The following is an 11328-nucleotide window of genomic DNA, read 5'->3' on the forward strand; positions in this document are numbered from 1 at the left end:
GCGCATACTTTTCGTTTCTTTTACCCGTTATCACCGTCATACTTTTCCCGCAGTGATGCACATTTTTGTGTCTGTTTTTATCCTTATTCCGCTGTACCTTCCCCTGAGCGTAACGTCTGTCCTGCGTGTATATATACACGACACAGGAAGTGACTGAACAGATCGATGCATAATATTCAGAAGGAAATAATCACTATATATAATTCCATAATGGTATAAGTAAATGGCTTGTATCACTTTACTGATATATGCACACTGACCGGAGTTACCTGAAACGCATCATTATAATGAGGTTCTCCGCCGTGAAACTATCTGTCAACGCTGTATTACCTGCCGGTCTGCTGCTCCTTTCTGCTGTATGGAGCGGTGCTGCCGGTGCTGCTCAGCTGCTGAACAGCTCCTATGATATTGCCCGTGAGCTGTTCACGGAAATCAACCCGCTGTTTGAAAAACAGTGGAATGCGGAACACCCGGACGATCCGCTGACTATCCGCCAGTCTCACGGCGGCTCCTCAAAACAGGCGCTGGCGATATTACAGGGACTGCGGGCGGATGTGGTCACTTATAACCAGGTGACCGATGTGCAGGTTCTGCATGACAAAGGCAATCTGCTGGCAGCGGACTGGCAGGCGCGTCTGCCGAATAACAGCTCGCCGTATTATTCCACCATGGCTTTCCTGGTACGCAAAGGCAATCCGAAACAGATCAAAGACTGGGATTCCCTGCTGCGTGATGATGTGAAAATTGTGTTCCCGAACCCGAAAACCTCCGGTAACGGCCGTTACACCTATCTGGCGGCAGAAGGTTTCTGGCAGCAGAAAAACGGTAAAAACAGCGCCAGAACACAGGAACAGATGAAAAAATTCCTCAGTAATGTTGCGGTATTTGATACCGGCGGCCGGGGCGCCACCACATCATTTATTGATCGCGGGCTGGGGGATGTGCTGATCAGTTTTGAATCAGAAGTGAATAATATCCGTAATGAATATGGCGCGGATGATTATGACGTTATCGTCCCGGCATCCAATATTCTGGCGGAATTCCCGGTGGCGCGGGTGGATAAAAACACGGAAAAGAACGGCACACAGGCTGTTGCCGATGCGTATCTGACTTTCCTTTACAGCCCGGCGGCACAGGCCAAAATGACACAGTTTAATTACCGCGTGACTGACCCGGATGTGATGGCGGCGACCAAAGGGCAGTTTCCGCCTGTCACCCTGTTTAAAGTGGAAGATCAGTTCGGCTCATGGTCTGAAGTGATGGCAAGCCGGTTTAATTCAGGCGGTGAATTTGACACTCTGATGGCTCAGGGACGCTGATATGGCAAGGCGGGTGTTGCCGGGATTCGGCCTGTCCCTCGGGTTTACGCTGCTCTACAGCGGGCTGATCCTGCTGCTGCCCCTCACGGCACTGGTATTACAGCTGGCGCAGATGAGCTGGGCACAGTACTGGCAGGTCATTACCGGGCCGCAGGTGGTCGCCGCCTATAAAGTCACACTGCTCGCCGCGCTTGCCGCCAGTCTGTTTAATGCGGTGTTTGGTGTGCTGATGGCCTGGATCCTGACCCGCTACCGCTTTCCCGGCCACCGTATTCTTGACGGCCTGATGGATTTACCCTTTGCCCTGCCTACGGCAGTTGCGGGACTGACACTCGCCACTCTCTTTGCCCCGAACGGCTGGTACGGCCGTTTTTTTGATTCGTTTAATATCACCGTGGTGAATACCTGGATTGGTATTGCGGTTGCGATGATGTTTACCAGTATCCCGTTTGTGGTCCGCACGGTACAGCCGGTGCTGGAAACCCTGAAACCGGAATATGAGGAAGCGGCAGAAACGCTGGGGGCTTCACGCTTTCAGATATTCTGCCGTGTGATTTGGCCGGAAATCGCCCCGGCCGCGCTGGCGGGAACGGTTTTGTCCTTTACCCGCAGCCTCGGCGAGTTCGGCGCGGTGATTTTTATCGCCGGTAACCTCGCGTGGCAGACAGAAGTGGTGTCATTTCTGATTTTTGTCCGTCTGCAGGAATTTGAATACCCTGCGGCTGCAGCGATTGCCTCGGTGGTGCTGATGACCTCGCTGGTGTTATTGCTGGCGGTTAATATTATTCAGAGCCGCGCCGGATTGCGCACAGGCAGGTCACATGGCTGATTCTCTGCGCCGCAGACGTTTCCCGTGGCAGAAGTGGTTGCTGATCACTGCGGGCCTGCTGCTGACATTTTTCATCCTGGTGATTCCGCTGGTGTGGATTTTTGTCACCGCGCTGTCTGATGGCATCGGCGGTGTTGTCCGTGCACTGGCGGAGGCGGATATGCTGCACGCTATCTGGCTGACAGTGATCGTGGCGCTGATCACCGTACCGGTGAATCTGATTTTCGGCACACTGCTGGCGTGGCTGGTAACGCGGTTTCGTTTTCCCGGCCGCCAGTTATTGCTGACTCTGGCAGATCTGCCGTTTGCCGTATCGCCGGTGATCGCCGGGCTGCTGTATCTGCTGCTGTACGGCTCAAACAGCTGGCCGGGGGGCTTTCTCGAAAGCTCGCTGGACACCCAAATCATGTTTGCGCTGCCGGGAATTGTGCTGGTGACGATTTTCGTGACCTGTCCCTATGTGGTGCGGGAGCTGGTACCGGTGATGCTCAGTCAGGGGGCGCAGGAAGAAGAGGCCGCTGTACTGCTGGGAGCCCGTGCGTGGCAGATTTGGTGGCGGGTAACGCTGCCGAATATCCGCTGGCCGCTGTTTTACGGTGTGATCCTGACCAACGCCCGGGCTATCGGGGAGTTTGGGGCGGTGTCGGTGGTTTCCGGCGCAATTCGCGGGGAAACCTTCACCTTACCGTTGCAGGTTGAATTATTACACCAGGATTATCAGACCGTGGCGGCATTTACCGCATCCGGTCTGCTGGCGCTGATGGCTGTTGTGACCCTGTGCATCCGTCACGGCGTGATGGCTTATCAGGGCTCCCGGAGGAAATATGAGCATTGAAATCCGTCATCTGACACACCATTTCGGTGCGGAGCCGGTATTACAGGATATCTCGCTGTCGGTGGCGGACGGCGAAATGGTGGCGCTGCTGGGACCGTCCGGCTCCGGAAAAACCACACTGCTGCGGATTATTGCCGGGCTGACGCCGCATACCGCCGGAGAATTGTATATCAGCGGGAAAGAGGTCTCCGGGCTGGCGGCAGGGGAGCGCCGTGCCGGGTTTGTCTTTCAGCACTATGCGCTGTTCCGGCATATGACGGTGTTTGACAACATTGCATTCGGGCTGACGGTACTGCCGCGCAAAACACGTCCGTCAAAAAAAGAAATCCGCGTGAAAGTGATGTCATTGCTGGAAAAGATTCAGATGCCACACCTGGCGGATCGTTACCCGGCACAGCTTTCCGGCGGACAACAACAGCGGGTGGCCCTGGCCAGAGCGCTGGCGGCAGAGCCGCAGATCCTGTTGCTGGATGAACCGTTCGGTGCCCTGGATGCAGGGGTGAGAACCGAACTGCGCCGCTGGCTGCGTCAGCTGCATCAGTCACTGGGATTTACCGCTGTGTTCGTGACACACGATCAGGAAGAGGCACTGGAAGTGGCTGACCGCATCGTGGTGATGCGCGGCGGACATATCGAGCAGATCGCGGCACCCGAAAGCCTGGGGAATGATGACAGCAACCGCTTCGTGACCGAATTCCTCGGTCAGATCAATATTTTCCGCGGTGATATCGGTGCGGATGGCGGGGTGAGGATTGGCGGTGTGCGCCAGCCGGTTGCCGCACTGACTGCCGGTTCCGGGCCGGTATCGGTATTTGTGCGCCCCTGGTCGCTGACATTGCAGCATACCTTTTCTGCCGATGCGGTTGCCGCCCGGGTTGTGACCCTCCGTTCACACGGGCATTACCGCACTGCGGTGGTGACCACGGAAGCGGCTGAAGATGAAGTGACGGTAATATTACCGCCGGACACCCGTGCCGCCGCCGGTGATTCTGTCTGGCTGACAATCAGGGAACTGCGGCTGTTTCGCGGCGAAGATGAACTGGCGCTGCTGCCGCAGGCACAGTGCGCATAAAGATGAAAATAATTCCGGTTGCATACTGCCTTGCGGCGGCGGTATGGTTTCCGTTTACGGCTCAGGAGGCAGAACAACGTGGCATCTATCAGTAATGGCATCGGCAATACCCCGCTTTTCCGGCTTGCACGGCTGGGTGAGGGCAGCGGCGCAGAAATTTGGGTCAAACCGGAAGGCAATAACCCCGGCGGCTCGGTAAAAGATCGCGCGGCGAAAAGTATGATTGAAGGTGCTGAACAGCGCGGGGAAATCCGTCCCGGGGATACGCTGATTGAAGCCACCAGCGGCAATACCGGCATTGCGCTGGCGATGATCGCAGCGATTCGCGGTTATAAATTAAAATTGCTGATGCCGGAAAATATGAGTGCCGAACGTCAGGCTGCCATGAAAGCTTACGGTGCGGAACTGGTGCTGGTCAGCCGGGCGCAGGGTATGGAAGGGGCGCGGGATCTGGCGCAGCAGATGGCAGCGGACGGGGAAGGTTATGTGCTTGACCAGTTTAATAACCCCGATAACCCGCTGGCTCATTACCGGACAACCGGCCCGGAAATCTGGCAGCAGACGGACGGGCGTATCACGCACTTTGTCTCAGCCATGGGCACCACCGGTACGATAACCGGCGTGGCGCGCTACCTGAAAGAAGTTTCACCGCAGGTCAGTATTGCCGGTCTGCAACCGGCGGAAAACAGTCAGATTCCGGGGATCCGCCGCTGGTCACCGGGCTATCTGCCGGGGATTTTTCAGCCTCAGCTGGTGGATGATATTCTGGATATCACACAGCAGGAAGCAGAAGATACCATGCGTCAGCTGGCGCAGCAGGAAGGCATTTTCTGCGGGGTCAGTTCCGGCGGTGCCGTGGCCGGTGCACTGAGAATTGCAAAAGCGAACCCGGGGGCGGTGATTGTCGCCGTAATCTGCGATCGCGGCGACCGTTATCTCTCAACCGGCGTTTTCGGCTGAGACATTATCCCGCTGTTTTGCCGGTGTATTTCATGTGCAGCAGCGGGAACGGATTTCCCTCCCCATCCAGTTCAGAACGGCCTGTCTGTGTAAAGCCCATATGGCGGTAAAAACCAGCGCCCTGCGGGTTCTGTTCATTCACATCCAGCTCATCCGCCTGTAATTGCTCAACCGCATAATTCAGCAGGAATTTACCGGTGCCTTTGCCGCGGATTTCCGCCTCCACGAACAGCATCTCAATCCGGTTCGCGTCTGTGCCGAGAAAACCGTGAATCTCACCGTTTTCATCCTGCGCCACCACCACATTCAGGTTCGGCAGATAGGTATTGAGCAGCAGCGGGCGCAGTTTTTCAATATCAGCCTCACATAAAAAATCGTGTGTGGCACGGACGGATGATTCCCAGATAGCAACCAGACGCGGGAAATGATCCGGTTTGGCAGGGGCGATAATTAACATAAAGAAATCCGTAAACAGAGGATACAGAGAATGGCCGGTGTCCCGGCATTCCGGGACACGCTGCGGGTGATCAGTTATTGGTATAACGTCTCTTCGGGGTACAGATATATACCCAGGCCGGCGGAACGTTGAACAATACACGCTCTTTACGGAAATGGAAATAACGGCGCAGGTATTTCTCAAATTTGGTGGTGTACTGGAACAGAATAAACTGCCCGTCACTGAGTTCAATATTGTCACGCACCGCTTTCAGAATACGCAGCCCGGTGCGGCGGTCAATTGACAGGAACGGCAGCCCGGAAAAAATCACATTATACGGACGGCTCAGTTTCTCTGCCGAGTCAGAAAAAATCCCCAGCCGGTTATCCTGAAATTTATTCAGCAGGCTGACAAAATAGGGGTCAATTTCATAGGCATCCAGTTTAGCCTGCGGATCCATCTGATCCAGAATCTGGCGGGTAATCACCCCGGTACCGGCGCCCAGCTCAGCGAAATGCTGCTCACCGCTCCAGTCGACGTGACGGACCATGGCACGGCACAACCAGCGTGATGAGGGCGTGATGGTACCCATCGTGGCCGGCGATACAATAAATTTTTTAATGTACGCGTAATAGCTCAGTAACGGTGAATAGTTTGATACTTCCATAATAAGCATTCCTTACAAACCCGGATACAACGCACGTGTAAATAGTCACGTCAGTGAAACGTATTCAATATCATATGCCGATTATTCTCTTTCCTCTACCGATAAATAAAGAATTGTTCATCCGGTGAAAAAATTAAAAAATTCATAAAACTGTCATATAAAACAATTAAATAGGGTGTTTTGTTTGCAATTTTTAATTAACAGGCAGATAAGATTGATTTGTTATAAATAATAATCAGATGAACGAGATAGCTGACAGGGAAAGCATAGCGGATTAAAAGACGGTTAGTACAGGAATGACTGCGATTTTTGCAAAAGCTGACATTAACGCAATAAACATGACACTCCGTACCGGTATATTATTCCGGAAATAAGCCGGTACGGAATTAGAATTAACTAGTGATGTATTTTTCCGTGATCCATTATCGCCTGACGGAGGCGCTGCTGTAATTCATAACGCTGTTCATACGGCAGCGGGTTACTGTCACCCAGGCTGACCATCAGCTCATTCATTTCAGTGATACTGTTACTCTCAATGGCTTTTTCCACGTCAGCAACACTCTGTGCGTAATCGCTCATACGGCTGTCCTTATTCAGTCTGATAGTAATGCGGTTATCCTACCTGAACAGCCGTAAAAACGTTAGTGCAAAACGGCGGTGATCAGGCCGCGTGATCATTATGGCGGGACGGTGGTCCGAGCGGCGGCAGGCCGTGTGCGGCTCTTGCCCGGTCACAGGCGGCATTGTGTATACCGCTGACCCACGATTGTTCAAACTCGCGGCACGGGGACGGGCGTTGTGCGTAAGCGCTGCATGCCACACACTGACCGACTTCCCCCTGAAGGTTGACACAGCGCGGGGATGGCTGATCAGTGCCTTTCATACAGGCCATAAAATCATTCACTTTCTCTGTCATCTCTGCCGGCACCACGCCGCCCGTGCTGTCCGTTTCCCCGTGATAAAACGAGACCCGGAAATAGGCACAGCATGCCCCGCATTGCATGCAGGGATTGGTGTCCGCATCAGTAAACGCAATTACATTGCTCATGATAGTTAACCACATTATGCAAACGCGGTGATAACCTCACCGCTCACCGGGTTTTTGTCCTGAATAATCAGACAGGACGGATTATTATTTTTATTTTGCCGCTTAAATTCAATAAAAATATACAGCACGGGATCACAAAATAATGAACAAAATTAAAATAATAAGCCAACTAATGAAAGATGCCCGGCATAATTTGCAGTAAATGCGGGTATATTTCTGTTTTTAAAAGATAAAGTAAAAATACCTCCGGTTATCCCTCCCTGCACGATATGCTGCCATGGTCCGGCGTAAAGCTAAAAAAATTAATGAGGCTGCTGACAGTGGCGGTACTTTCAATGTGGTTTACTTGCCGCATCGGAAAACAGCGGCGGAACGCAAAGGGAAAGGTATGCCATTGTCTCAGGATGAGCAGAAAACACTGTGGTTACCTGTCTGTGAAAGACAGCCGCAGGGGGAATATTTAAAGGCAGATGATGCCCGTTACCGGCCGCTGCGTAATCTGTTCAATATTGCCCAGTCCTCGCTGCGCCGTCTGTTACAGCAGACGGATGATGAAAGCAGAGCACAGCACCGGCAGCAGATGCTCGCCGATCAGACTGCGCTGGCAGATGCGCTGCTACCTGTCCTGACAGACACGGCACGTGATATCAGTCTTTCCGGCTGGTATCTCTGGTGTCAGATATTACAGGATCCGTCACTGTGCGCCCTTGAGCAGTCGCTTGCCTGGTTCTCTGTTCAGATGACTCAACACTGGGAACAACTGCCCCCCCAGCATGAAACAGACCCGCAGGCGGAGCAGATAAAATTACAGGAGCTGAGTCTGATTCTTGGCTCCGCTACCGAAAATTGTTTGTTTTACAGTGCGGTATTGCTGTTACCGGTGGCGGATGACATCCCGTATTACCACTATCTGCAATGTCAGCACCGGGGAGTGCTGCCGGACAGCCCGTCGCACTCTGCGCAATCACAGGCGGACGCCCGGCAGCGCATTGATGTGCTGACACAGTGCCTGGCGCACTTACAGCCGCTGACGGCATTTTTTGCGGAACGGGGCGCGGGCGGCACGGTATCACCCGTCTTTTTTACGGAATTACTGACCGGTTACCGCAATGCGGTGATGGCTGTCAGCGGGGTAGCACTCTCCGCGCCACCGGTTACGGCGGCACAGCCGGAGCATCCGCCGGAGAAAACGGCCTCTCCGGTTACGGAACCCTCAGGACGGCCGGATTTCCCGGCACTCAGCCGGCGTAATCACCACAACCGTGATACCGCACTGCGGCAGCTGCGCGAAATTTCACGTTATTTCAGGGACAGTGAACCGCACAGTCCGATCTCCTACCTGCTGGAAAAAGCCATCCGCTGGGGGCAAATGTCTCTGGCCGGGTTGTGGCAGGAAATATTACTGGAAGACAACAGCACACTGCTGGACCGGATTTTTTCACTGACCGGTCTGAATGATATGCAGATGACAGAATTGCCGGTGCCGGAAAGCGGCCCGGCATCCGCAGATGAAAACCCGACCTTACCGGCAGAGCACGGCAATACCGCGCTGCGCTGGTAATCATTACACACACATAATAAGGATAGTTATGGCAAGTATTTATATGCGAATTGATGGCGTTGATATTAAAGGCGGCGCAACGGTTATCGGCCTGGACGGCGCGAACTGGTTTGCGGTGGACTCCTACAGCTGGGGCGGCTCCCGTAATGTGGCGATGGATATCGGTAACGGTAATAACGCCGACTCCGGTATGGTCGCGATTCAGCCGGTCAGTGTGGCAAAGCAGATTGACGGCGCATCGGAAGATCTGCTCTCTTTCCTGTTTAATCCGGGCAAAGAAGGCAAAACCGTGGAAATCGCCTTCACCAAACCGGAAGCGGACGGCTCGGGGGCATCTGTTTATTTTCAGATCAAGCTCTCTCATGCCCGCCTGACCGGCTATAACGTCAGCGGTTATGACGGTGCACAGCCGCATGAAATGATCACCTTTTCCTATGTGGAAATTTCTCAGAAACATTCCTATGAACTGGAAGGCGGTGAGCTGAAAGAGGGTGGTATTGTCACTTACAACCTGCCGCAGGGCAAATTGCTGTCCGGCGCGAAATAATACCTGACGGGAAGCCTTCGGGCTTCCCGCTTTTTTGATAACCGCAGGAAAATGGTTATGGCAATGAATGCACAGCACAAGCGGGTGAATAAAAACCGCGTCAGTATTACGTATGATGTTGAAGTCAACGGTGAATCAGAAAACCGGGAGCTGCCGTTTGTCGTCGGGGTGGTCGGGGATTTTTCCGGGCATAAACCGGCGGATAAAAAATGTGCGCCGGAAGATCGGGAATTTACCGGCATTGATAATGACAATTTTAATGATGTGATGGCGCAGATAAACCCGGAACTGACCTTTAACGTCACCAATACCCTCAGTGATGACGACAGCGAGTTTCCGGTGGAACTCTCTTTCACATCGATGGCGGATTTTCACCCGGAAAATCTGGTGAACCAGATAGCACCGCTCAAATCCCTTGTTGAAACCCGTAATCAGCTGAAAACCCTGCTCAGTAAAGCCGATCGTTCCCGCGACCTCGAGCAGCTGCTCAAAGAAATTCTGCAGAATACAGAGGCACTCAGTTCCCTGAATGCGGAACTGGCTGTGCCGGAGGCGGGCTGATGAGTGACACTTCGCAGCAGCAGGCGGCGGTACCGCAGGGCACGGCGGAACTCAGTTTTCTCGATCGCGCGGTACAGGCCACCGTGCAGACGCCGCCGGATACTACCCGTGACCTGATGACCGCACTGACCCGTCAGGCAATGGCGGGTACGGTAAGCTGGGATAAAAACCTGACGCTGACTTTACGTAAGGCTATCACACTGATTGATAAACAGATTTCAGCTCAGTTATCTGAAGTGATGACCGCCCCGGATTTTCGGCGGCTGGAAGGCAGCTGGCTGGGATTGCATAAACTGGTCAGGGAGAGTGACCCGGGAGCGGATCTGAAAATCCGCATGGCGGATTACACCAAAAGCGAGCTGCTGCAACAGTTCGAAAATGCCCCCGCGATTGACCGCAGCCCGTTTTTTAACTGTGTGTATCAGGCAGAATTCGGTACCGCAGGCGGTCAGCCGTACGGCGTGCTGCTCGGGGATTTTGAGTTTGGTTACGGTGATGAAGACGTGGCGCTGCTGCGTTACATCGGCGAAGTGGCCAGTGCCTCCCATGCGCCGTTTGTGGCGGCGGCCGGGCAGTCGATGTTTGATTTCCAGTCGGTAACGCAGTTTGCTGACGGCAAACCGGTCGCCGCCGGGTTTGATGCCCCGGCATATGCCTCGTGGAATGCGTTCCGTGCCGCCGATGAGTCGCGCTATGTCGCACTGACACTGCCGAAAACCCTGGCGCGTCAGCCTTACGGCACCGGCGGTAAAAGTATCAGCGGGTTTGAATTTGAGGAATTGCCGCAGCGGGCGGACGGCTCTGCACAGGTGTCGTCACAGGATCAGTTTGTCTGGAGCAATGCCGCGTATGCCTACGGGCTGCTGCTGACACAGGCATACCGCCGCTTCGGCTGGTGTACGGCGGTGCGCGGGGCGGAGAATGGCGGCAAAGTGGATAATCTGCCGAATTATATCTACCGCAATGATGCCCGTGATGCGGTCCAGCTGTGTCCGGCACAGGTCAATCTCACCGATGAGCGGGAAAAAGAGCTGAGTGACCTTGGCTTCCTGCCGCTGGTGCATTACAAAAATGCGGCTCACGGCGTGTTTATGGGCGCACAGACGGTACATAAACCGAAAATCTATACCGACCCGGCGGCGACCGCTAATGCGGCAATTTCCGCCAGACTCCCCTATGTGATGGCAAGCAGCCGTATTGCGCAGTATCTGAAGGTGATAGGGCGTGACCGCGTCGGATCAAACCTCTCGGCGGCGGATGTGGAAAAATCCCTCGACCGCTGGCTGCATCAGTATGTCAATCCCAATGCTATCGGCAATGAAGCCAAAGCGACTCACCCGCTGGCGGAAGCCAGAGTCACGGTGACGGATTTACCGGGCCGCCCCGGGATGTATGCGGCGGTGGCATGGATCCGTCCGTGGTTACAGATGGAAGCCCTTACTGCCTCGCTGCGGATGGTGGCGGATATCCCGGGCGGGTAATGAGGAATGTCA

The 11328-nt window shown here is 54.1% G+C and carries 13 protein-coding genes; 9 read left to right on the forward strand and 4 right to left on the reverse strand.

Annotated elements, in window-relative coordinates:
- Positions 1-287: 287 nt before the first annotated feature.
- The 5 genes from cysP (at position 288) to cysM (ending at position 5015) form a co-directional block, all read left to right on the forward strand.
- Positions 288-1319, forward strand: coding sequence for a thiosulfate ABC transporter substrate-binding protein CysP (gene cysP, locus U868_RS0103770; RefSeq protein ID WP_025152123.1), 1032 nt, complete (start codon positions 288-290; stop codon positions 1317-1319).
- 1 nt (position 1320) lies between these two features.
- Entirely contained in the window at positions 1321-2148 is an 828-nt protein-coding gene (gene cysT / locus U868_RS0103775; RefSeq protein WP_025152124.1) for a sulfate/thiosulfate ABC transporter permease CysT, read from the forward strand.
- The gene (cysW, locus tag U868_RS0103780) at positions 2141-2983 is read left to right on the forward strand and encodes a sulfate/thiosulfate ABC transporter permease CysW (protein WP_025152125.1); all 843 of its coding nucleotides are present in this window, start codon (positions 2141-2143) and stop codon (positions 2981-2983) included. The genes cysT and cysW overlap by 8 nt, the downstream gene beginning before the upstream one ends.
- On the forward strand, positions 2973-4055 hold the full coding sequence (locus U868_RS0103785) for an ATP-binding cassette domain-containing protein (RefSeq protein WP_025152126.1): 1083 nt from the start codon (positions 2973-2975) through the stop codon (positions 4053-4055). The genes cysW and U868_RS0103785 overlap by 11 nt, the downstream gene beginning before the upstream one ends.
- A 78-nt stretch (positions 4056-4133) precedes the next feature.
- Positions 4134-5015: a cysteine synthase CysM gene (gene cysM / locus U868_RS0103790; RefSeq protein ID WP_025152127.1), complete on the forward strand. Its 882-nt coding sequence runs from the start codon at positions 4134-4136 to the stop codon at positions 5013-5015.
- A 4-nt stretch (positions 5016-5019) separates the two neighbouring features.
- Here the strand turns inward: cysM and U868_RS0103795 are convergent, their stop codons facing one another.
- The 4 genes from U868_RS0103795 to U868_RS0103810 form a co-directional block, all read right to left on the reverse strand.
- Positions 5020-5472, reverse strand: a complete 453-nt coding sequence (locus U868_RS0103795; protein WP_025152128.1) for an acetyltransferase — start codon at positions 5470-5472, stop codon at positions 5020-5022.
- A 70-nt stretch (positions 5473-5542) separates the two neighbouring features.
- Positions 5543-6118 carry a class I SAM-dependent methyltransferase gene (locus U868_RS0103800; RefSeq protein ID WP_025152129.1) on the reverse strand — a complete coding sequence of 192 codons (576 nt, stop codon included), beginning with the start codon at positions 6116-6118 and terminating at the stop codon, positions 5543-5545.
- Positions 6119-6514: 396 nt separating this feature from the next.
- Positions 6515-6697 carry a DUF2526 family protein gene (locus U868_RS0103805; RefSeq protein ID WP_004241466.1) on the reverse strand — a complete coding sequence of 61 codons (183 nt, stop codon included), beginning with the start codon at positions 6695-6697 and terminating at the stop codon, positions 6515-6517.
- 82 nt (positions 6698-6779) lie between these two features.
- A complete protein-coding gene (locus U868_RS0103810) occupies positions 6780-7166 on the reverse strand; it encodes a YkgJ family cysteine cluster protein (protein ID WP_029990629.1) in 387 nt (128 codons plus the stop codon).
- Between the two features lie 388 nt (positions 7167-7554).
- On the opposite strand from U868_RS0103810, the gene U868_RS0103820 reads away from it, so the two are divergent.
- Genes U868_RS0103820 through tssC form a run of 4 tightly spaced genes read left to right on the forward strand, consistent with a single transcriptional unit; the run spans position 7555 to position 11316 of the window.
- Complete coding sequence (locus U868_RS0103820; RefSeq protein WP_162817206.1) at positions 7555-8727, forward strand: ImpA family type VI secretion system protein; 1173 nt, start codon at positions 7555-7557, stop codon at positions 8725-8727.
- A gap of 28 nt (positions 8728-8755) precedes the next feature.
- Positions 8756-9274: an Hcp family type VI secretion system effector gene (locus tag U868_RS0103825; RefSeq protein ID WP_025152132.1), complete on the forward strand. Its 519-nt coding sequence runs from the start codon at positions 8756-8758 to the stop codon at positions 9272-9274.
- 57 nt (positions 9275-9331) lie between these two features.
- Complete coding sequence (gene tssB, locus U868_RS0103830) at positions 9332-9835, forward strand: type VI secretion system contractile sheath small subunit (protein ID WP_025152133.1); 504 nt, start codon at positions 9332-9334, stop codon at positions 9833-9835.
- The gene (gene tssC / locus U868_RS0103835) at positions 9835-11316 is read left to right on the forward strand and encodes a type VI secretion system contractile sheath large subunit (protein WP_025152134.1); all 1482 of its coding nucleotides are present in this window, start codon (positions 9835-9837) and stop codon (positions 11314-11316) included. The genes tssB and tssC overlap by 1 nt, the downstream gene beginning before the upstream one ends.
- Positions 11317-11328: the final 12 nt, after the last annotated feature.

Source organism: Morganella morganii H1r (assembly GCF_000633515.1).
GTDB lineage: Bacteria > Pseudomonadota > Gammaproteobacteria > Enterobacterales > Enterobacteriaceae > Morganella > Morganella morganii_B.

Excerpts from the sequence above, each read along its gene's own strand:
- cysP (WP_025152123.1), top strand. The coding sequence starts at position 288 with ATGAGGTTCTCCGCCGTGAAACTATCTGTCAACGCTGTATTACCTGCC.
- cysT (WP_025152124.1), top strand. The coding sequence starts at position 1,321 with ATGGCAAGGCGGGTGTTGCCGGGATTCGGCCTGTCCCTCGGGTTTACG.
- cysW (WP_025152125.1), top strand. The coding sequence starts at position 2,141 with ATGGCTGATTCTCTGCGCCGCAGACGTTTCCCGTGGCAGAAGTGGTTG.
- U868_RS0103785 (WP_025152126.1), top strand. The coding sequence starts at position 2,973 with ATGAGCATTGAAATCCGTCATCTGACACACCATTTCGGTGCGGAGCCG.
- U868_RS0103795 (WP_025152128.1), bottom strand. The coding sequence starts at position 5,472 with ATGTTAATTATCGCCCCTGCCAAACCGGATCATTTCCCGCGTCTGGTT.
- U868_RS0103800 (WP_025152129.1), bottom strand. The coding sequence starts at position 6,118 with ATGGAAGTATCAAACTATTCACCGTTACTGAGCTATTACGCGTACATT.
- U868_RS0103805 (WP_004241466.1), bottom strand. The coding sequence starts at position 6,697 with ATGAGCGATTACGCACAGAGTGTTGCTGACGTGGAAAAAGCCATTGAG.
- U868_RS0103810 (WP_029990629.1), bottom strand. The coding sequence starts at position 7,166 with ATGAGCAATGTAATTGCGTTTACTGATGCGGACACCAATCCCTGCATG.
- U868_RS0103820 (WP_162817206.1), top strand. The coding sequence starts at position 7,555 with ATGCCATTGTCTCAGGATGAGCAGAAAACACTGTGGTTACCTGTCTGT.
- U868_RS0103825 (WP_025152132.1), top strand. The coding sequence starts at position 8,756 with ATGGCAAGTATTTATATGCGAATTGATGGCGTTGATATTAAAGGCGGC.
- tssB (WP_025152133.1), top strand. The coding sequence starts at position 9,332 with ATGGCAATGAATGCACAGCACAAGCGGGTGAATAAAAACCGCGTCAGT.
- tssC (WP_025152134.1), top strand. The coding sequence starts at position 9,835 with ATGAGTGACACTTCGCAGCAGCAGGCGGCGGTACCGCAGGGCACGGCG.